Here is a 21,286-nt window from a genome sequence, read left to right on the forward strand (position 1 = left end):
AATGCGTGTTGCCAGTTTTCAGTTTATTCAGCGTAACCTGAATAACATCAGTGCCAGAACGTCTCAGGCCAACGATCAGCTGGGTAAAATGTCTTCCGGCAAGCGGGTAGAGCATGCCAGCGAAGATCCGGTGGCGGCCAACGGCATCCTTAACTACAAGCAGGAGCTGCGCAAGCTGGAGCAATACCAGAACAATATCAATCTGGCAGAAAACCGGCTGCGACGGGAAGAATGGGCCTTAAGCTCTGCCGAAACCACCACTCAGCAGGTAAAGGAAATTATGCTGGGGGCCAACAACCCGGCCATTACTCAGCAGGAACGGGACGCCTATAAAGAAGAGCTGCAAAGCCGCATCGATGAAATGCTGGATCTGGCCAATACCCGTGATGAATTCGGCCAGTATATCTTTGGTGGCTTTCAGACCGACAGCTCCCCTTTTGTGCGTAATCCCGACGGCTCTGTGAGCTATGCCGGAGACGGCGGCCAGCGCGACATGATGGTGGGTGATAACGTAAAGGTGGGCATTAACCACAGCGGGGAACTGGTATTTGGCGGCGTACCAAACCCGGCAGGTGACTTTACCGTGGCTTATGACCTTCAAGGTGACTCGCGGGACGATAACCTGAGGGTGGAAGAGGCTTCTATCAACCCACAAGACAGGGCTAATTTTGCTGACGCTGATAAATACACCATCACATTTGAAGATGATCCCGCTAATCCAGGCGGAATTGCATTCAGAATCAAAGACAGTTTGGGTAACGACTTTCCAGCGCCTGGAGATCCTCCCGAGCCTTACACTCCGGGAGATACCATAAAAGCTCCGGGGTTAAATATCACCATAAAAGGTGAAGCCAAGGCAGGTGATAAAATTACTCTGTCATCTGAGGTGCAGGACGGTACCGGTCAGGACACCCGCGATGTGTTTGACGTGCTGAACCGGGCTAAGGAATGGCTGGAAACCGACGGCCATAATCCCTCGGGCCAGAGTGAAATGATTGAGATTCTGGGAGAGCTGGATGCCATGGGCAGCCATTTTACCCGAGTGCGCGCCGATACCGGTAACCGCATGCAGCGCATCGAAAACCAGCAGGTGACTCATGAAGACATGAGCCTGACCCTGAACAAGCTGCGCGGCGGCATGGAGGATCTCGACTATGCCAAAGCCACCGGCGAGTTCAGCCAGACCATGGTGGCCCTGCAGGCCACGCAAACCATGTTCGGCAAGGTGCAGAGCATGAGTTTGTTTAATTACATTTAATTAATGTGAATTTTAGTAAAACGCGTGGTCATTCCGGCCTTTGAGCCGGCATCCATTCTGAAGGCAACAATGCATTCAGCTGGTGACTGTGCTCCATGCCATGGACTCCGGGTCAGTCATGCTGAGCTTGATTCAGTACCGGAGTGACAGTGTTTGTAGGCCGCGTTTAATTGCGGCCTGCAATACTTACAGCTGATAGCTTATGGCTTACAGCTCCCGAAGGGGTTTACTCGATCACACAATCCACAAAATACTGCGTTTCGCCTTGACGCTCTTCTGCCACCAGACCGTGAATGTAGGTTTCAAAGCCCGGGAAACGCTGGTTAAACTCACGGGCAAAGCGCAGATAGCTGATAATGGTGTCGTTAAACACTTCACCGGGAATAAGCAGCGGAATGCCGGGCGGGTAGGGGGCTACCATTACGGCCGTGGTGCGACCGGCCAGCTCGTCCAGGGGCACCCGTTCAATGTCTTTATGGGCCATTTTGGCAAAGGCCTCTGCCGGTTTCATGGCCGGCACCAGATCCGACAGATACATCTCAGTGGTCAGCCGGGCCACGTCGTTTTCCTTGTATACCGCGTGAATTTGATCGCACAAGTCACGCAGGCCCACTCGCTCATAGCTGGGCTGACTCTGCACAAATTGCGGCAAAATCTTCCATAACGGCACGTTCTTGTCGTAATCGTCCTTGAACTGTTGCAATTCAGTCACCATGGTATTCCAGCGGCCCTTGGTAATGCCGATGGTGAACATAATAAAGAAAGAGTAAAGCCCGGTTTTCTCGATGACGATGCCGTGCTCGGCCAGGTATTTGGTCACCACCACGGCAGGAATGCCCGACTCGGCAAACTGGCCCTTCATGTTAAGGCCGGGAGTAAGGATGGTGGCCTTGATGGGATCCAGCAGGTTAAAGCCGGGCTCAATATCGCCAAAGCCGTGCCAGCTGTCTTCCGAGCGCAGCATCCAGGCGTCTCGTTCATCCAGGCCATGATCGGTCAGATCGTCCGGCCCCCACACCTTGAACCACCAGTCGATGCCGTATTCGTCATCCACCTTGCGCATGGCGCGGCGAAACTCCAGCGCTTCCGATAACGACTCTTCCACCAGGGCGGTACCACCGGGCTCTTCCATCATGGCGGCCGCTACATCACAGGACGCAATAATGGCATACTGCGGGCTGGTGGAAGTGTGCATCAGGTAGGCCTCGTTAAACACATGGCGGTCGAGCCGGGTTTTTTCGCCGTCCTGAATAAGAATTTGCGATGCCTGAGACAGGCCCGCCAGCAGCTTGTGGGTGGACTGGGTGGCGAACACCATGGAGTCTTCACAGCGGGGCCGGCCTTCGCCAATGGCGTGATAATCGCCGTAAAAGTCGTGAAAAGCGGCGTGAGGCAGCCAGGCTTCATCAAAGTGCAGGGTTTCTATTTCTCCGTCGAGCAGATCCTTTATCTCCTCTACGTTATACAGAATGCCGTCGTAGGTAGACTGGGTAATGGTCAGCACCCGCGGCTTGGCATCGGGGTTTTTGGCCAGAATTTCCCGGCAGAAAGGGTTGGCTTCCATTTTTTCACGAATGCGCGCAGGCTCGAATTCGCTGCGGGGAATGGGGCCGATAATGCCGTAATGGTTGCGGGTGGGCATCAGAAACACCGGCACGGCACCTGTCATCATAATGGCGTGCAGAATCGACTTGTGACAGTTGCGGTCTACCACCACGATATCGCCCGGTGCCACCGTGGAGTTCCATACGATTTTGTTGGAGGTAGAGGTGCCATTGGTCACGAAAAACAGGTGATCGGCATTAAAAATGCGGGCGGCGTTACGCTCGGAGGCCGCTACCGGGCCGGTATGATCCAGCAACTGGCCCAGCTCGTCTACCGAGTTGCACACATCGGCACGGAGCATGTTTTCACCAAAAAACTGATGAAACATCTGGCCTACCGGCGATTTCAGAAAGGCCACACCGCCGGAATGCCCCGGGCAGTGCCAGGAATAGGAGCCATCCTGAGCATAGTGGGTAAGGGCACGGAAAAATGGCGGTGCCAGCGAGTCGAGGTAGCTTTTGGCTTCACGAATAATATGCCGGGCCACAAAGTCGGGAGTGTCTTCGTGCATATGAATAAAGCCGTGCAGCTCGCGCAGAATGGCGTTGGGAATATGGCGGGCGGTGCGGGTTTCACCGTAAAGGTAAATGGGAATATCCGGATTGCGGTGGCGGATCTGCTCCACAAAGCGGCGCAACTGCTCCAGTACCGAATGGGCTTCTTCCCGGCTGCCGGCCAGCTCTTCATCGTCGATGGACAGCACAAACCCCGCAGCCCGGCTCTGCTGCTGGGCAAAAGAGGTAAGATCACCATAGCTGGTGTAGCCCACTACATCCATGCCAGCCTTCTCAATGGCCGAGGCCAGCTCGCGAATGCCGGAGCCGCTGGTGTTCTCGGAGCGAAAGTCTTCGTCAATAATGACGATGGGAAAGTAAAAGCGCATTAAAAGTCCCTTGTTGCTTTGAGCAAATGCCACAATCATAGCCTAGCCGCATTCTACTGCCTGACCGAAAGCCTTACAAAAGATAGTTATGCATGTGGAGTGATTAAATAATGTTGAGTGAATAGGAGTGAGCAGCAAGAGATGTGGAAAAGAGACGGCGTCGCAGGCACTATTTGAGGCTGGCTTAACACAGGACATCTTCATGCCCGGAATTCTTCGACTTGCCGGCCTTGGGCTGGCGGCCATTTTGCTGGCGGGTTGCGCCACGGCACCCCCCAAACACCCCGAGAATATTTGCCGTATTTTTGAGCAATATCCCGGCTGGCATGATGCCGCCGAAAACACGCGTGAAAAGTGGGGTGTACCTGCTCATGTAACCATGGCCATGATGTATCAGGAAAGCAGCTTTCGCCACGATGCCCGTCCGCCCATACGCTGGTTTCTGTTTATTCCTTACGGACGGGCATCCAGTGCTTATGGCTACGCTCAGGCCAAGGATGAAACCTGGGCCGACTACCGGCGGGAAACCGGCAACGGCTGGGCCGACCGGGACGACTTTGACGATGCCATGGACTTTATGGGCTGGTATATGAGCAAAACCAGCCGGCTGAACGGCATTTCAAAGTGGGATGCTTACGGTCAGTATCTTAATTATCACGAAGGCTGGACCGGCTACCGCCGTGGCAGCCATCTGAAAAAACGCTGGCTGCTGGGGGTGTCGCGCAAGGTTGAAGCCCGCGCCAAGCGCTATTCCGAGCAATATTGGGGCTGCAAGGACTAACCCCCTTCGGGGAGCGGTAAGCTGTCAGCTGTAAGTTGTTTTGTCAGGGCCTTCCGATATGAGGTGGTGCCTGAAGTTACTGTGTGGTTTATATAATGGATTCTGGCCTTCGCCAGAAAGACAGCATCATTATCGTCGCTCCGGCGTAGGCCGGAGCCCATCAAGCAAACAGCTTGTATCAAACAGACACACCTCAAAAGCCACCAGCCACTCCAGAGCTGCTCGCTTACGGTTTACGGCTTTGTGTTCAGGTATTTGTCCATTTCTTCCGCGGGTACCATGCCGCCGCCGGTGGCCCAGACCAGATGGTGGGCGCGGGCCAGGCGGGCCTCGGTCAGGTTCATGCGGGTTTTGTAGCCGGAGTCGTCGCTTTCTACCCGCCAGGGGCCGGGCATGCCGGCCAGGGCCGAGGGTTCAAGCCGAATGTTCTCTTGCTGCGCCAGCAATCTGAGCAGGCTGAACATCTCTTCATCGGGCAGAGTGTAAAAACCATCCAGCAGCGGAGCCATAACCCGGCCCACAAAGCCGGAGGCCCGGCCCACCGCCAGCCCATCGGCGGCGGTAATATTATCAATGCCCAGGTCCTGCACCGAAATGGCGTCGTGCAAACCGGTATAGACTCCCAGCAGCATGCAGGGAGAGTGAGTGGGCTCGGCAAATACACAGTGCACCGCATCACCAAAGGCCAGTTTCAGGCCAAAGGCCACGCCGCCCGGACCCCCGCCCACACCACAGGGCAGATACACAAACAGCGGGTGTTCTTTATCCACTTTAATGTGTTGCTGATCCAGTTGGGCCTTCAAGCGCAGGCCAGCTACCGCATAACCCAGAAACAGCTGTACCGAGTTTTCATCATCTACAAAATGGCAGTAAGGATCATTTTGTGCCTCGGCTCTGCCCTGAGCCACTGCCACCGAATAATCACTTTGATATTCGACCACATTCACGCCATGGCTGCGCAGCAGCTGTTTCTTCCACGCTCTGGCGTCGGCAGACATGTGCACGCTCACCTTAAAGCCCAGTTTTGCACTGATAATGCCAATAGACAGGCCCAGGTTGCCGGTAGAGCCCACAGCAATGGAATAGCGGCCAAAAAACGCCCGGAATTCGTCGCTGTCGAGTCTGGCATAGTTATCGTTAAGGCTCAGCAGGCCAGCCTTCAGTGCCAGCTTTTCGGCATGATGCAGCACTTCATAAATGCCGCCCCTGGCCTTGATGGAGCCGGATACCGGCAGCAGGTCATCCCGCTTCAGCAGCAGGGTGCCGGCAAGCTCATGGCCCAGCCGGGCATTCATGGCATCTTGCATGGCGGTAATGGGCTGCAGCGGTGACTCCAGAATGCCATTCAGTGGCCGGGTATCGGCAAACACCGCTTCAAAAAAAGGCGCAAAGCGGCTCAGGCGAGCCGCTGCATCGGCCACATCGTCGGCGGTCAGGCCCACACCGGCAAGAGCCTGATCCAGTGGCTGGCGTTCGGGGTTGAACCAGCTGACCGGCGTCAGTGCCATTAGTGAATGCAGCAGCGGAAAATCAGCGCACAGAGCCTGAATGTCGCTGAGGGAATAATGGGGATGTGAGTGCATAAAACGAGTCCTGAAAACGAGCTGCGGCCAGTATAGCAAAACAAACGCCGCGATAATCCGCGGCGTTTGTTTGTTATTTGCCGCGCGTAAAGCACGGCCTACAGGTGCATTCCTGCTGGTTAGTTACCTTTCTGCCGGGCAAAGTACTCTTTGGTCAGTTTGAACACCACCGGGCTCAGTAGCGCCAGGGCAATCAGGTTGGGAATGGCCATCATGGCGTTCATGGTATCGGCCATCAGCCAAATAAACTCCAGTGACTGAGTGGCACCAATGGGCAGTGCCAGAATCCAGGCAATGCGGAAGGGCACTATGGCTTTAACACCAAACAGGAACTGCACGCACTTCTCGCCGTAAAAACTCCAGCCCAGAATGGTGGTAAAAGCAAATATCGCCAATGCTACCGAGACGATGTACTCACCGCCAGGAATGGCCAGCGAGAAGGCCAGGGTAGTCAGCGAGGCACCGGCTTCACCACTGGTCCAGCTGCCGGTCACAATAATGGCAAGGCCGGTTACCGAACACACAATAATGGTATCGATAAAGGTGCCCAGCATGGCAATCAGGCCCTGACGCACCGGGTTATCGGTTTTGGCAGCCGCATGAGCAATGGGTGCACTGCCCAGGCCGGCTTCGTTAGAGAACACACCCCGGGCCACACCAAAGCGAATGGCTGCCCACACAGCCGCACCGGCAAAACCGCCCTGAGCGGCAATGGGGGTAAAGGCATGCTCAACAATCATGCTAAAGGCGGCAGGAATTTCGCCAATGTTCATGCCCAGCACCACAATACCGGCGGCAAAGTAAGCTACCGTCATCAGTGGTACCAGCTTGCCGGCTACTTCCGAAATCCAGCGAATACCGCCAATCAGCACCAGACCCACCAGCACCATCAGCACCACGCCTGTCATGGTGTGAGAAATACCAAAAGAGGCATCCAGCGCATCGGCTACCGAGTTGGCCTGCACCGTATTGCCAATGCCAAAGCCGGCAATGCCGCCAAAGATGGCAAAGGCCACACCCAGCCATGCCCACTTGGCTCCCAGACCGTTACGAATGTAATACATGGGGCCACCCACATGGTTGCCCAGTCTGTCGGTCTCCCGGTATTTCACCGCACACACCGCCTCGGCGTATTTGGTGGCCATGCCTACCAGCGCAGTCATCCACATCCAGAACAGGGCACCCGGGCCGCCAAAGAAGATAGCAGTGGCTACCCCGGCAATATTACCGGTGCCTATGGTGGCAGAAAGTGCCGTCATCAGCGCATTAAAGGGCGAAATTTCCCCGGCGCCGGTGTCGGTTTTGCTGAATAGCAGTTTAAAGCCGGTGCCCAGCTTGCGAATGGGCATCAGCCCCAGGCCCAGTTGCAAATAAAGGCCCAGACCGAGAATACCCACCAGCATGGGCACGCCCCATACTACGCCGTTAATGGAGGTAAGCAGTGAGGTGATCCATTCCATCGGTGTCACTCCTGAAGGTTAACAATGTAATTATTGAAATGATGCCGCCTAAGACTAGACCCATTCAGAACATTAAAGCCAGTTAAAAATAACACTGCATAATGCGTCTTAATGCAGAGATCACACTTTTTTGTCCGGCGTAGCCAAAACGGCTGGCCAGTTTGGCGGGTTCGGCACCGGGCTGCAGGGCGGCCTGCAGCAGTTGTTGCTGAAATCCGGTTAATGGCGTCCGGGGAAGGGTATGAGTAACAAAGCGGCGCAGGGCAGGGCAGTCGGCATGCCAGTCTCTGTGATAAAAAGCCAGGTCATGGGCCCGTTGCCCATCCTGTGGCAACACTGTGTCTGTACTTTTTGGCTGGTGGTCGGCCATAAACTGCTGCTGCCATATTGGCAGCATGGCCCGGGCCTGTGAGCTTGCCGGCCAGAGCATCATGGCTGCCTTCAGGCCGCTGACGCCATCAGTATTCAGCCCCATGCGTACCAGCGAAAACTGATTTTGCTGCCAAAATGCCATCAACTCCGGGCTGGCACCAAAGCTGGTACCCAGAAAATCGCAGCTGGCATGCTGTTTCAGCCAGTCAAGCAGTTGTGAACCAACGCCCATGCCCTGGCAGGCCGGATGTACCACAATGCGCATAATACGGTCATAGCGGAATCGACAGGCGTCATAATGGCCACCATGAAATGCCAGTGACTGTGGCAGCAAATGTCCGCGCGGGCGGCGCTGGCCGCGCCAGATGGCGGTGGCCAGCTGCGGCTCCAGCTCACCTTCCCGTATTACCAACACCGCTGCCACCGGTATTTCACCGCGAAATGCAGCGACTACCGTCACGCCGGGTGCATCCAGCAGCTGGCGCAGATCACTGGGGCGAGTCTGATAATGAGCCAGAGTAAGCAGACCAAACAGCTGCTCCAGCGGGGCATCATGTTGCAGCAGATCAGTCCGGCTCAGGGCGCGAATGGCCAGCGCGCCTGTGGTGGGGGGCATTGGCGGCTCCGCATTCAGTGCCAGCAGGGTAAACAGCAGCGGCTCCAGCGGATCCGAGACGCTCCAGCGGGCAGGAATATCAAGGTGCAGCTTGCGCCAGCGCGGAAACAAAGCTGCCAGTGCCGGCTGAAATTTAAGCGTAAAGCCAAGGCCGGTGCCTTCATAGCCGTGCTCTGTGCTGGCAAACACACAGGTATATTGCCGTGCCAGGGCCAGCAGCATGGGCACCGGAATGGCGGCCGCTTCATCCACCAGCACCAGATCAGCATCGGGCTTTGTTTGCAGCAGCGCATCCGGTGCTGTAAAGGGCAGGAGCCGGCTGCAATGGGTTTGCGCCTGAACGGCCGCGCCCGGGCTTGGAGCGGTTAACACCACTTCTTTACCCGCCTGCAACCAGCGTTCAGCAACGCGCCCCAGCAGGCTGGACTTGCCCCGGCCCCGGTCGGCGGTCAGCACCACGGGAATTTGCTGGCGCGCACAGTGCAGCATCACTGCCAGGGCATGGCGCTGTTGCGGGTTCAGACAGCCGTTTCTGTCTGGTCGGCATTGCCAGCGAGCACCCTGACGGAGTGCGGGCAGACTGAACGTCTGCCCCTGACGGTGAATTAACACATCGGTATTTGCCTGCAACAGGCGTACAAAACGGGCAATAAAATGACTGTAAAGATGGTCTGCCTGCTCGGGCAGGGCCACATAGCGGCGCAGATCCGGACAGCCAGACTCAGGCCAGTGTTCCAGCGGCGGACACAACAACAGCAAAATACCGCCGGCAGCCAGGGCACCACCAGCTGCGCCAAGGGCATCTGGATGCAGACCGCTGAAGGCATTAAATACCAGCAGAGAATATTCACGGCCAAGGGCGCTGTGATATTTGCCCATGGGACTGTGGGGTTGATCAGCAGGGGCTGCCCCCAGCCAGAGGTGAGAGTGCTCACCGCAGTGAGCAAGCAGGTATTGTGCCTGTGCTTGTGCCCAGTGAACATTGCCGCTCAGCACCAGCAGCCTGCGCTCTCCCAGCCTGTTCAGTTGCCGGCAGAAGCCGGACCAGTCAGTCAAACAGCTGTTCACCGTTCTCGTCTATCAGCCGCTGAGCTTTGGCAACCATCAGCTCGGCAGCCAGCTCGGCACCGGGCAGCAGATCGGCCCTGATCAGCCGGTATTCCCGGGTTTCGCCATTATGCTGCTGCACAATGCGGCCCTGCAGACGATATTGGCCGCCCTCGGCACCGGGTTCAGGAATAATGGTAAATCCCTTGTACTCCACCGGCTCAAAGCGAGTGCCGGCGGGTGCGTGTGAACGAAACAGGTTTTTCAGCCAGGCAAACACGGGTTACTTCCACACATGTAAAATAACGTCGTCGGCCACGGTGACAATGCCACTTTTCTTTTCAAGATTTTTGACTTCATCCATATTGGAAATAATGACAGGCGTCAGTGTTGATTTAGCCTTTTGCTCCAGCAGGGCCAAATCAAATTCCAGAATGGTATCCCCTTTTTTCACCTGCTGGCCTTCCTGAGCCACCCGGGTAAATCCTTCGCCTTTCAGCTCTACCGTGTCGATACCAAAGTGTACAAACAGCTCCAGTCCCGACTCCGACTCAATGGAAAAAGCGTGGTTGGTTTCAAAAATTTTGCCAATGGTGCCGTTACAGGGGGCCACCATTTTGTTGCCGCTGGGTTTAATGGCGAGGCCATCACCGACAATTTTCTCGGCAAATACTACATCCGGTACTTCCTCAAGGGGGACAATTTCACCGGAGAGCGGGGCAAATACCTCAATGGCATCGGCAACATTGGTATCGTCAGACACCATTTTTTTCAGTTTATCGAACAGACCCATTGTCTCAGCTCCTGAAGGATTCACACGATGATGATAGCACGGGCATAAAGTGAATAAACAGCGATCAAAAAAGGCACCTTGCGGTGCCTTTGAATGCCGGCAGTTAATTACTGCTGCAGTTCCTGATCAGTAAAAATACCCTGGAACAGAGCCGTGCTCAGATAGCGCTCGCCGGAGCTGGGCAGAATCACCACAATGTTCTTGTCGGCAAACTCGGGCAGGGCGGCAATGCGGTTGGCGGCTACCACGGCGGCACCGGAGCTGATGCCGGCCAGAATGCCTTCGTCTTTCATCAGCCGGCGCGCCATGTCGATGGCTTCTTCACTGGTAATCTGCTCTACCCGATCAATCAGAGACAGGTCCAGGTTACCGGGAATAAAGCCGGCACCAATGCCCTGAATTTTATGCGGGCCCGGTTTAATTTCTTCACCGGCCAGTGCCTGCGTGATAACCGGCGACTCTACCGGCTCTACTGCAACCGTGGTAATGGCCTTGCCCTGAGTGTGCTTGATATAGCGGGACACGCCGGTCAGGGTGCCACCGGTACCCACGCCGGCCACAAACACATCCACTTCGCCGTCTGTATCTTCCCAGATTTCGGGACCGGTGGTTTTTTCATGAATTTCCGGGTTGGCCGGGTTGTTGAACTGCTGCAGCAGCACATATTTCTCAGGTTGTGACTCTTTCAGCTCCATGGCCTTTTCAATGGCACCCTTCATGCCTTTGGCACCGTCAGTAAGCACCAGGTTGGCACCCAGGGCTTTCAGCAGCTGGCGGCGCTCCAGACTCATGGTGTTGGGCATGGTCAGGGTAATGGCATAGCCGCGGGACGCCGCCACAAAGGCCAGAGCAATACCGGTATTACCACTGGTGGGTTCAATCAGCTCTTTTCCGGCCACCAGCTCACCACGTTTTTCAGCATCCCAGATCATGTTGGCACCAATACGGCACTTAATGCTGAAGCTGGGGTTGCGGCTTTCTACCTTGGCGAATACACGGCCCTGGCTGACCCGGTTCAGTTTAACCAGTGGTGTATGGCCAATAGTAAGGGAGTTGTCTTCAAAAATTTTGCTCATGGTGGCTGTCCCTGATGTAAATAATGAAAAAGTGAAGTACCGTCTCAGCTTAACCCTTCCGCCGAGAATGAGAAGTGACGATTTGTTATAACAATATGTTATTAAATGATAAAATCATATTCCATTCAGCCTGAAGAAAGCCAGGGGCACCATCACTGTGATCACCATCACACCGTTTTTTAAGTAGTAAGCGGAATTATTTGATTAAATGTCAGTATGCAGAGCGTTTGCCGGTTTTGAGCAATAGCGCCAAAGACGGGATTTATTAATGAAAAAACATCTGATTTTTAGCTGGTTATGCAGTTTATGCATATTCAGTCTGGCGCCACAGGCCGCTACCTGGCAGCAGGAGCCCGACGCTCGCCTGCAACTGCATCAGCTGGGGTTGGAGCTGTCTCTTGCGGATGTGCACAGTGGCATTACCGAGCGCTGGCAAAAAGCGGTCACTGCTGACACTGCCTCGGAAGCCGCCGATGATGAGCTCTGGCTGTCCCTGGCTGCCTTTTGGCGCGAATGGGCAGCGCTGGAATTTGAAGACCGGCAATATCTGCGCACGCAAAAACTCATACTTTCCACAAATCAGGGTGAAATGGAGCAGCTGCATCAGGCGGCAGCCAGCCCCGCTGAAGCCGGCGGTCGCCGGCAACTGATCCAGCAGATTATGCCGGCGTTCAATGATTATGAGCAGTTACAGCTGCAACTGGCCCGGCTGCTGGCCATGGCTGACGAACCCTGGCCAGCACTGGCCGGAGCCACCTTGCGGCCCGGTGATCAGGGCTCGCGGGTGGCGCAGCTGCGCCAGCGGCTGCAACGGCTGGGTGACATGGCCGAAGCCCCGTCGCTGCAGCCTGCGCTGTTTGACAGTAGTCTTGAGCAGTCCATCAAGGCGTTTCAGGCGCGCCATGGCCTGACCACAGACGGCGTAGTGGGGCCGCGCACATACCACTGGCTCGATACCAGCCCTCGCCACCGGGCTCAGCTGTTAATGCGCAGCATGCTGCGCACCCTGATAGGCGACAGTCTGCCCGGCTCTTATATGCTGGTAAATATTCCCGAATACCGGCTGCGGTTATATCAGGATCAGGTCATGGTGCTGGAAAGCGATGTAATAGTGGGCCGCAACAGCCGTAAAACGCCCATTATGCACAGCAGCATTACCAACGTGGTGGTCAATCCGCCCTGGAATGTGCCCAACTCCATTATGACCAAAGACATAGTGCCCAGGCTGTATCGCGATCCGGGTTATATCTCCCGCATGGGTTTTGAGGTGATCGACAGTGCCGGCAGGGTGGTGCCCGGTGAAGAGTGGCAATATGTGCTCTATATGGAAAACCGTTTTCCGTTTCGCCTGCGGCAAAAGCCCGGTGCCAGCAATGCGCTGGGTGCCTGGAAATTTCACCTGCCCAATAACGATGCCATTTATCTGCACGACACCCCGTCTCGCGGCTTGTTCTCCCGCGACAGCCGGGCGCTCAGCTCCGGGTGTGTGCGGGTAGAAAATGCCGAGCAGCTGGCGCACTGGCTGCTTGATGCCACCATCTCCCGTGAGCGGCTGGCGCAGCTTAAAGCCGCCAAGCGCACCCGCTGGTTAAAAGTGAAAGAGCCGTTACCGGTATTTATGGTGTATTGGCGCGGCTGGCTGGCCAACGGAGACTTGCCTCAGTTCAGGGATGATATCTACGAGTTTGACCGCCGACTGGCCAACCCCTTTAAAAGCAGCCTGCAGCAAGAACAAATGAGTCTGATGGGGCTAACATCCATGCCCTTATAACTAATGGTAATTGATCCCTGCTGTTAATGGGGGTAATTTTTATCCGCGAAAATTAATCCTGCCGGACCGGCCGGTGAAGAGTTTACATTGCTCTTTACGGCCGGTCCGGCTTTCTTTGTGCGCTTATAGGAGGTTATATGCTGTCGCGCTCTGTGGATCGTCGTCGTTTTTTACTGGGGTTGGGAGGCTTGGGAGCTGCCGCCATGATGGCCAGCCCGGCACAGGCCAGCCTGTCGGCTCCGGTACGCACGCTGAGCCTGCATAACCTTCATACCGGCGAAAAAATAAGCGCCAGCTTCTGGGAAAAAGGTCATTACATAGGCGACAGCCTGGCATCATTCAACAAGGTTATGCGCGACTTTCGCAGCAACGAGGTGCACCGCATTGATCCCAGACTGTTTGATCAGCTGTTTTTGCTGCAGCACCGTCTGGGCAAGCAGGGCGAGATTCAGATCATCTCCGGTTACCGTTCTCCCGCCACCAACGCCATGCTGCGCAGCAAAAGCTCGGGCGTGGCCAAAAAAAGCTACCACATGAAAGGTCAGGCCATTGATCTGCGCCTGCCCGGCATAGAGCTGGCGCATGTGCGCAACGCCGCTAAACAGCTGGCCGTGGGAGGGGTGGGTTATTATCCCGGCTCCAACTTTGTTCACCTGGATACCGGCCCGGTACGCAGCTGGTAAAAATGATCTACCCATAACGCAGTAGCACCGCACACTGCCACCGGCATCACCAGCAGGTTGATAAAGGGCAGGCTGGAGCACAGTGTGACGCTGGCACCAAACCCCCAGGTAAGCCGGCGCTTGCTGCCCAGCTCCCGCTGCATCAAGGTAAAGTCGATTTTGTGGTTATCAAAGGGGTAATCACAGTACTGAATGGCCATCATCCAGGCGCTGAAGGCAAACCATACCAGTGGTGCCAGCGTCTGGCCCACAACGGGTACCAGAAATAATAACAGGCAGCCCAGCGCCCGGGGCAGGTAGTAGGTCATTTTGCGCCACTCTCTGCCCAGCATGCGGGGTGTGTCTTTAATCAGGTCCAGCCAGCCGCTGTCGGGCACCGGATTGCCGGTGAGTTTCAGCTCTACCCGCTCTGCCAGCAGGCCGTTGAACGGAGCGGCCAGCATATTGGCAAAGCCGGTAAACACAAACGAAAAGCCCACCGCTATGGTGACCAGTGCCAGCGGCCACAGCACATAGCCCAGCCAGTGCAGATAATCCGGGGTCTGCTCTTCCAGCCAGGTGAACATCACTTCCAGCTGAGTAAACAGATAATAGAAAGCGCCGCCAAACAGCAGCAGATTAACCAGCAGCGGAATTAATACAAAAGGACGTAAATCCCGCTCACTGATAAGGGAGAGCCCCTTCATCAGATATTGTGGCCCGCTGGCGCTGTGATAACTGACCGACATAACAATCCTCACCATAAAATGAAGCGCTTATTCTAAAGAAGGGAGGTGCTGGCTGCCAGCGTGCCACATCAGCAAAAACAGACGCGCGAAAGTGGCTGTCGCAGCGTATTTTTCATGCCAATGGCGGCATCACGGGCAAAAACGTCAATATTTTGTGGACTCTGGGCCAGTCAGGCACTTGTCAAATTGTAATGGTAAACATACCCTTGTCGCAGTATTGGGAACCCCCTATTAGAGACACGATAATGCAGGACTTGCGAGTTATCTTGATTATTCTGGGCGCCATGGCGATTGCCGCCCTGCTGATCCATGGATTATGGAGCAGTAAAAAAGACCGTCAGCCATCCATGCGCAACAAACCCATGGGGAAGGTAGCTTCAGAGCCCGGTTCGGAAGACAGTTTCGATCAGGACGGCATTGGTCAGGTGCGGGTAGTTGCCGGCCAGAAGAATGCCACGGCGGCAAAGCAAGAGTCGGCACCCAAGCGGGAAGAGCCACACTTTTCTGCGCTGGACGATGAAGATGACGAACAGCCGGTGGTAACTGCGGAGCCCAAGCCTGTGGTACAAAACCGACAGCCCGAACCCGAGCCGGAAGATGAGTTTGATCCCCTGTTTGATGAGCCGGTTGCCAAACGTGAGCCCGCAGCGGAAGAAGCACAGGCTGATGCCGGGCCGCAAGAGCCTGAACAAACGATGGAGCAAGCGCCGCCGGCCGAGCCGGAAGTGCTGCCCGAGCCAGAGCCACAGGCCCCGTTGCGGGAAGTGCCCCGCACCTGGCAGGACGTTTACGTCATCAACCTGATGGCTCGGCCGAATCAGCAGATTGACGGCAATGCCCTGATGCGCGCACTGACCAACAACGGCTTTCACTTTGGTGACATGGATATTTTCCATCATCACCAGACGCCGGCAGGGCAGGGCCAGGTGCTGTTCAGCTTGATCAACATGGTAAAACCCGGCACCTTTAATCCCAAGGAAATGACCGGCTTCAGCACCCCCGGTGTATCCATCTTTATGCAGCTGCCCCGCCCGGGCATGGCCAAAAACCAGTTCAACCTGATGGTGCAGACTGCCGAGAACTTGGCCGAAGAGCTGGACGCCCTGCTGTTTGATGTGGAGCGCTCACCGGTAAGCCCGGATTATCTGGCCCACTGTCGCGAACAGCTGCGCGACTACGACAGCCAGGCACAATAACTTACTACCTTGAAAGTCAAAGTGCGGCATCAGCCGCACTTTTTGTTTAAGCGGAACCCATTGATGAACAACGCCCACGCCCGCCTGCTCGCCCTGCGCGAACAACTCAACACCTGGAACTATCAATATTACGTGGAAGACGCCCCCAGCGTGCCCGATGCGGAATATGACCGCTGCATGCGCGAACTGCTGGCGCTTGAAAGCGAGCACCCCGAGTGGCTGGACGCTTCTTCTCCCAGCCAGCGGGTGGGTGGCGCGCCGGTATCGGCCTTTCCCGAGGTGCAGCATGCCATGCCCATGCTCTCGCTGGATAACGTATTCAGCGAAGACGAGCTGGCCGCCTTTGAAAAACGCCTGCTTGACCGCCTGGGTCGCAGCGAGGCGCTGACCTTCTGCTGCGAGCCCAAGCTGGACGGCCTGGCAGTGAGCCTGGTGTATGAGCGAGGCCGGCTGGTGCAGGCCGCCACCCGGGGCGATGGCACCACCGGTGAGGGTATTACCGAAAATGTGCGCACCATTCGTGCTGTGCCGCTGAATTTGCGCGGTGAAGGCTGGCCCGAGCGGCTGGAAGTGCGCGGCGAAGTCTATATGCCCAAAGCCGGTTTTGAACAAATGAACCAGCGCGCCCTGGCGGAAGGGGGCAAGGTGTTTGCCAACCCCCGCAATGCCGCCGCCGGCAGTCTGCGCCAGCTCGACTCCAAAATTACCGCCAGCCGGCCGCTGGCCTTTTACTGCTACGGCACCGGCCTTGTGGACGGCGAGCCCCTGGGTGAGCGCCACTTTGATATTCTGCAAACCCTGAAAGGCTGGGGCCTGCCGGTAAGCCCGGAAGTAAAACGGGTGAGCGGCCGGGGAGGCTGCCAGGCTTATCACGACGATATTCTGGCGCGGCGGGATCAGCTGCCCTACGAAATAGACGGCGTGGTCTACAAGGTAGACGAGCTGGCGCTGCAGGCAGAGCTGGGCTTTGTAGCCCGGGCACCGCGCTGGGCCACCGCCCATAAATTTCCGGCACAGGAAGAGCTGACCGAGCTGCTGAACGTGGAGTTTCAGGTGGGCCGCACCGGTGCCATTACTCCCGTGGCCAAGCTCAAGCCCGTCTCGGTGGCCGGCGTCACCGTCTCCAACGCTACCCTGCACAATGCCGATGAAATTGCCCGTCTGGGAGTAAAAATTGGCGACACCGTGACTATTCGCCGCGCCGGTGACGTGATCCCTCAGGTGGTGGGCGTGGTGCTTGAGCGCCGCCCCGACACGGCGCGAGAGATAACCTTTCCCGCTCAGTGCCCTGTGTGTGACTCCGACATAGAACGCATAGAAGGCGAAGCCGTGGCCCGCTGCACCGGCGGGCTTATTTGCGCCGCTCAGCGCAAAGAGGCGTTACGTCATTTTGCTTCTCGTAAGGCACTGGATATAGAAGGCCTGGGCACCAAACTGGTGGAGCAGCTGGTAGACCATGAGCTGGTAAAGACCCCGGCGGATTTGTTTCACCTCGATCAGCACACCCTGATGGGGCTGGAGCGCATGGGCGAGAAGTCGGCGGTAAAACTGCTGGCCGCCTTTGACAAGGCGCGCACCACCACGCTGCCACGCTTTCTCTATGCCCTGGGCATTCGTGAAGTGGGTGAGGCCACCGCCAACAACCTGGCCCGGCACTTTCTGGAGCTTGAATCTGTGATGAACGCCGAGGTGGACAAGCTCATTGAAGTGCCGGACGTGGGTGAGATCGTGGCCAAGCACATCTACTACTTCTTTCGCCAGCCTCATAACCGGGAAGTGGTGGACGCTTTGGTTGCGCCCCAAGAGCAGGGCGGCTGCGGCCTGACCTGGCCGAAAATGGAAGCCCCCCAAGCCGATACCCAGCCTCTGGCAGGCCAGACCTTTGTGCTGACCGGCACCTTAAGCCGCATGCCCCGCAACGAGGCCAAAGCCGCGCTGCAGGCACTGGGTGCCAAGGTGGCCGGCTCCGTCTCCGCCAAAACCAGCGTGCTGGTGGCCGGTGAAGCCGCCGGCTCCAAACTCACCAAGGCCCAGGAGCTGGGCGTGACCATAATGGATGAAGACGGGCTTATTGAACTGCTGGAGCAGCACGAGTAATGGAGCGCGGGCGGCCCGCCCGCAATTTGCCGCAAAGCGGCAACCCTGGTTCTCTCTCTCGTTCCCACACTCTGCTGTTTTTCTGTGCTTGTGTTATGCAAGATTAACTCGCACAATAAGCATTAAAGTACGCCATTGACGTAGCTGATGATTTTGATGATTTTTATCAAAACTCCGATTTTTACTGCTGATGTAAAAGAGCTGTTGCTGGATGACGAGTACCGTGCTCTGCAGGAACATTTGGCCAATCATCCTCAGGCCGGCCCGGTGATTCAGGACACTGGCGGGCTCAGGAAAGTGCGCTGGAGCGCTCAGGGAAAGGGTAAGCGAGGTGGAGTAAGGGTGATCTACTACCACGTTAGTGCCGACAGCCAGATCAGGATGATACTAATCTACAAAAAAGGCATACAAGACGATTTAACACCAGAGCAGAAGAAGGTTCTGCGTACTATCAACGAGGGGTGGAGTCATGGATAACGAATTGTTTGGCCGCCTGGTCGAGAGCATGACCCAGATGGGTGAAATTGTTAAAGGGGAGCGTCAGCCTTCCCGTGAAAGGGTGGTAGATGCCGTCAAGGTCAAGGCTATTCGCAAGAATACCGGCCTGACCCAGCAGCGCTTTGCCAAACTGATTGATGTAAATGTGGGTACATTGCGTAACTGGGAGCAGGGCCGGCGTGAGCCCACCGGGCCCGCCAAGGCTTTGCTACGGGCCATTGAGCGCGACCCCAAGCATGTGCTTAAGGCTTTGTCCTGAATTTCACCTCAATCGTTTCTTGCTTAAAGGCCACCACCTGTCGCTGCTCGCGGTAGAACTACGGGCAACCTGTAGGCCCCAATTTATTGGGGCAGGATATGAAGAGTTCGCCACCATTGCTGAATAAATCAGGGGGGGGCATCACCCCGTCATTCCGGCCTTCGAGCCGGAATCCATGCCACATGCACCGCTAAAATTATTTAAAGTAAAGATAACCTTCGGCAAACTTCTCTGCGCTTTCCAGAATATTCAACAGTTGCTTTGCCATATCAAAGGCTTTGGTCAGCAGGTTGGCCTGTATTTCACTGTCCTGCGGATAGTCATGGGCGAACTGATTACGCATTTCTCTTAATGCCAGCCAGCACTGAACGCTTTCGATAGCGCCTATTTTTTCCAGCCGGTTAAGCTTGTCGATAAAGGTGTTCAGCGCGCCTTGCTCCTTGGTCAGCTCCAGTATGCCCGGCAGCAGCTTCGCTCCCATGGCATCCTGCAGCTTGGAGAAACGCACAATAAACTGATCCATAACCGCCAGATCCACGGCGCTCAGGCTACCAAGTTTTTCGGTAGTAAAAGGATACAAAGGTGCCAGAGTTTGCATGGCCCAGCGCAATCGTTCTGCGTGAGTATGGCAGATGTCTAAACAGCCTTTAAATGCTTCCTGAGTATTCACTTAAGCTCCACTCCATTCTCTTTGGCCACATCATAAATCGCCAGCTGAGGGCCGGCGAACCGGTTGATCACCAAATCGATTTTTTGCTCACCCAACTGCCGGTAAATGTCCACCATGGCAGCAATGCGGGCATCCACAATGCCGGCCGGGCTTTGCACTTCCGGCTCGATATAAAGGTCGATATCGCCACCCCTGGCGTTATCATCCACGCGTGAGCCAAACAGCCAGATCCGGCTTTGCTCACCGAAGTGTTTTTTCAGTGCTCGGCATATCAGCACTTGATGCTGTTCAGATAAACGCATAACTACCCCACTCGTTCATGCTCAAAGGCCATCATCTCTGCCGGTCAGACTTAGCATGAGTGTACCATGGCAGGCCGAAACTCGTCTTTTTGCCCTAAAGCATACCAAGCCCCTGGAGTGCAGGCGGCTTGCCCTGCCACTTGCCGCAAAGCGGCAACCCCAGTTTGCTGTAGCCGCCGCTGCTTCAGATTACAGGTACTGCTGGCCCATTTTTTGCATTCTATAAACACCATTTTGGCACCGAATTCAAAGGACACTTCATGAACATCACTGTATTTGGCTCGGGTTATGTGGGGCTGGTGGCGGCGGCCTGCCTGGCCGATGTGGGGCATTCAGTGATGTGCATGGACACCAACCCCGATCGCATTCATCGCCTTAACAACGGCCATATGCCCATTTATGAGCCGGGCCTTAAAGAGCTGGTAGCCGCCAACACAGCCGCGGGCAGGCTCATTTTCACCAGTGACACTCAGGCTGCGGTTAATGCCGGAGACATGCTATTTATTGCCGTGGGCACGCCCCCCGATGAAGACGGCAGCGCCGACCTGCAATATGTGCTGCAGGTGGCAGACAGCATAGGCCGGCATATGCAAACGCCCAAAATCATTGTTAACAAGTCGACCGTGCCGGTGGGTACAGCCGATAAAGTAACCGCAGTGGTATATGAGCAACTGAAAAAACGAGGCTCAAACCTGCACCTTGAAGTGTGCTCCAACCCTGAGTTTATGAAAGAAGGCTGCGCCATAGAAGACTTTACCCGGGGGCCGCGCATTATAGTGGGCACCGAATCGGAATGGGTAAAAAGCGCCATGCAGGAATGCTACGGTCCCTATAACCGCAACCGCGACAAACTGATGTTTATGGGCGTGCGGGCCGCGGAGCTCACCAAATATGCCGCCAATGCCATGCTGGCCACTAAAATCAGCTTTATGAATGAAATGGCCAACCTGGCCGAACACCTGCAGGTAGATATAGAAGAAGTGCGTCAGGGTATTGGCAGTGATCCGCGTATTGGTTACCACTTTATCTACCCGGGTTGTGGCTATGGCGGTTCCTGCTTTCCCAAGGATGTGCGCGCACTTTGCCACACCGCCGAGCAGGTAGATCAGCCCAGCCAGCTGCTGCGTGCCGTTGAAGCGGTTAATGAACGCCAAAAAACCGTCTTGTTTGAAAAGCTGAGTAACGCCTTTAACGGAGCGCTTGCCGGCAAAACCATCGCCGTCTGGGGCCTGGCATTCAAACCGGGCACAGACGATATGCGCGAGGCCCCCAGCCGGGTGCTGATGGAAGCACTCTGGCAGGCCGGTGCAAACATTCAGGCTTATGATCCCAAGGCTATGGACGAATGCCGGCGGCTATATTCAACACAACTAAAAACAACCCATAGCCAAGGCTTGCTCAGCCTGAGTGAAGATAAAGAAGATGCGGTAAAAAATGCTGACGCCTTAGTGATCTGCACCGAATGGAAAGAGTTCAGGGCGGTGGACTTTGGTTGGCTAAAACAGCAGCTGGGCTTTCCCGTCGTAGTGGATGGACGGAATCTGTATGAACCCGAAACGGCTCACAGGGCTGGGGTGATGTATCTTGGAGTGGGTAGAAAATAACATA

At 55.8% G+C, this 21,286-nt stretch carries 19 protein-coding genes; 9 read left to right on the forward strand and 10 right to left on the reverse strand.

Annotated features, from left to right (window positions below):
* Window position 1 precedes the first annotated feature (1 nt).
* Window positions 2-1,258, forward strand: a complete 1,257-nt coding sequence (flgL, locus tag R0I78_RS00985) for a flagellar hook-associated protein FlgL (RefSeq protein WP_317073977.1) — start codon at window positions 2-4, stop codon at window positions 1,256-1,258.
* 226 nt (window positions 1,259-1,484) lie between these two features.
* Here the strand turns inward: flgL and R0I78_RS00990 are convergent, their stop codons facing one another.
* Window positions 1,485-3,746, reverse strand: coding sequence for an arginine/lysine/ornithine decarboxylase (locus R0I78_RS00990; RefSeq protein WP_317073978.1), 2,262 nt, complete (start codon window positions 3,744-3,746; stop codon window positions 1,485-1,487).
* A gap of 202 nt (window positions 3,747-3,948) precedes the next feature.
* Here R0I78_RS00990 and R0I78_RS00995 point away from each other — a divergent pair, with 202 nt between their 5' ends.
* The gene (locus tag R0I78_RS00995) at window positions 3,949-4,527 is read left to right on the forward strand and encodes a hypothetical protein (protein ID WP_317073980.1); all 579 of its coding nucleotides are present in this window, start codon (window positions 3,949-3,951) and stop codon (window positions 4,525-4,527) included.
* Window positions 4,528-4,760: 233 nt separating this feature from the next.
* Here the strand turns inward: R0I78_RS00995 and R0I78_RS01000 are convergent, their stop codons facing one another.
* From R0I78_RS01000 to cysK, 6 genes are all read right to left on the reverse strand, one after another.
* Window positions 4,761-6,110 (reverse strand): D-serine ammonia-lyase, encoded by a 1,350-nt coding sequence (locus R0I78_RS01000; RefSeq protein ID WP_317073981.1) that lies wholly within the window; start codon window positions 6,108-6,110, stop codon window positions 4,761-4,763.
* A 119-nt stretch (window positions 6,111-6,229) separates the two neighbouring features.
* Window positions 6,230-7,570: a sodium:alanine symporter family protein gene (locus tag R0I78_RS01005; RefSeq protein ID WP_317073982.1), complete on the reverse strand. Its 1,341-nt coding sequence runs from the start codon at window positions 7,568-7,570 to the stop codon at window positions 6,230-6,232.
* Window positions 7,571-7,652: 82 nt separating this feature from the next.
* The gene (locus R0I78_RS01010; protein ID WP_317073984.1) at window positions 7,653-9,614 is read right to left on the reverse strand and encodes a tRNA(Met) cytidine acetyltransferase TmcA; all 1,962 of its coding nucleotides are present in this window, start codon (window positions 9,612-9,614) and stop codon (window positions 7,653-7,655) included.
* On the reverse strand, window positions 9,607-9,885 hold the full coding sequence (locus tag R0I78_RS01015; protein ID WP_317073985.1) for an HlyU family transcriptional regulator: 279 nt from the start codon (window positions 9,883-9,885) through the stop codon (window positions 9,607-9,609). Before R0I78_RS01015 ends, R0I78_RS01010 begins: the two co-directional genes overlap by 8 nt.
* 3 nt (window positions 9,886-9,888) lie before the next feature.
* Window positions 9,889-10,398, reverse strand: coding sequence for a PTS glucose transporter subunit IIA (gene crr, locus R0I78_RS01020; protein WP_317073986.1), 510 nt, complete (start codon window positions 10,396-10,398; stop codon window positions 9,889-9,891).
* Between the two features lie 107 nt (window positions 10,399-10,505).
* Window positions 10,506-11,474, reverse strand: coding sequence for a cysteine synthase A (gene cysK, locus R0I78_RS01025; protein ID WP_317073987.1), 969 nt, complete (start codon window positions 11,472-11,474; stop codon window positions 10,506-10,508).
* A 268-nt stretch (window positions 11,475-11,742) separates the two neighbouring features.
* Here cysK and R0I78_RS01030 point away from each other — a divergent pair, with 268 nt between their 5' ends.
* Entirely contained in the window at window positions 11,743-13,245 is a 1,503-nt protein-coding gene (locus tag R0I78_RS01030) for a murein L,D-transpeptidase (protein ID WP_317073988.1), read from the forward strand.
* A 137-nt stretch (window positions 13,246-13,382) separates the two neighbouring features.
* Window positions 13,383-13,928, forward strand: a complete 546-nt coding sequence (locus tag R0I78_RS01035; RefSeq protein ID WP_019933539.1) for a DUF882 domain-containing protein — start codon at window positions 13,383-13,385, stop codon at window positions 13,926-13,928.
* Here the strand turns inward: R0I78_RS01035 and cysZ are convergent.
* The gene (gene cysZ, locus R0I78_RS01040; RefSeq protein WP_317073989.1) at window positions 13,895-14,656 is read right to left on the reverse strand and encodes a sulfate transporter CysZ; all 762 of its coding nucleotides are present in this window, start codon (window positions 14,654-14,656) and stop codon (window positions 13,895-13,897) included. The genes R0I78_RS01035 and cysZ overlap by 34 nt on opposite strands.
* A gap of 245 nt (window positions 14,657-14,901) precedes the next feature.
* Between cysZ and zipA the strand changes: the two genes are divergently transcribed.
* From zipA to R0I78_RS01060, 4 genes are all read left to right on the forward strand, one after another.
* The gene (gene zipA / locus R0I78_RS01045) at window positions 14,902-15,852 is read left to right on the forward strand and encodes a cell division protein ZipA (RefSeq protein ID WP_317073990.1); all 951 of its coding nucleotides are present in this window, start codon (window positions 14,902-14,904) and stop codon (window positions 15,850-15,852) included.
* 63 nt (window positions 15,853-15,915) lie between these two features.
* Complete coding sequence (gene ligA / locus R0I78_RS01050; protein WP_317073991.1) at window positions 15,916-17,949, forward strand: NAD-dependent DNA ligase LigA; 2,034 nt, start codon at window positions 15,916-15,918, stop codon at window positions 17,947-17,949.
* A gap of 147 nt (window positions 17,950-18,096) precedes the next feature.
* A complete protein-coding gene (locus R0I78_RS01055; RefSeq protein ID WP_317073992.1) occupies window positions 18,097-18,426 on the forward strand; it encodes a type II toxin-antitoxin system RelE/ParE family toxin in 330 nt (109 codons plus the stop codon).
* The gene (locus R0I78_RS01060; RefSeq protein WP_317073993.1) at window positions 18,419-18,706 is read left to right on the forward strand and encodes a helix-turn-helix domain-containing protein; all 288 of its coding nucleotides are present in this window, start codon (window positions 18,419-18,421) and stop codon (window positions 18,704-18,706) included. The genes R0I78_RS01055 and R0I78_RS01060 overlap by 8 nt, the downstream gene beginning before the upstream one ends.
* Window positions 18,707-18,902: 196 nt before the next feature.
* On the opposite strand, the gene R0I78_RS01065 is transcribed toward R0I78_RS01060, so the two are convergent.
* A complete protein-coding gene (locus R0I78_RS01065; RefSeq protein ID WP_317073994.1) occupies window positions 18,903-19,376 on the reverse strand; it encodes a hypothetical protein in 474 nt (157 codons plus the stop codon).
* On the reverse strand, window positions 19,373-19,678 hold the full coding sequence (locus R0I78_RS01070; RefSeq protein ID WP_317073995.1) for a nucleotidyltransferase domain-containing protein: 306 nt from the start codon (window positions 19,676-19,678) through the stop codon (window positions 19,373-19,375). The genes R0I78_RS01065 and R0I78_RS01070 overlap by 4 nt, the downstream gene beginning before the upstream one ends.
* A 260-nt stretch (window positions 19,679-19,938) precedes the next feature.
* Between R0I78_RS01070 and R0I78_RS01075 the strand changes: the two genes are divergently transcribed.
* Window positions 19,939-21,282, forward strand: a complete 1,344-nt coding sequence (locus tag R0I78_RS01075) for a UDP-glucose/GDP-mannose dehydrogenase family protein (protein WP_317073996.1) — start codon at window positions 19,939-19,941, stop codon at window positions 21,280-21,282.
* Window positions 21,283-21,286: the final 4 nt, after the last annotated feature.

Origin of the sequence: Oceanimonas sp. CAM02, assembly GCF_032842915.1 — a bacterium.
In the GTDB taxonomy this organism is placed as follows: Bacteria; Pseudomonadota; Gammaproteobacteria; order Enterobacterales; family Aeromonadaceae; genus Oceanimonas; species Oceanimonas smirnovii.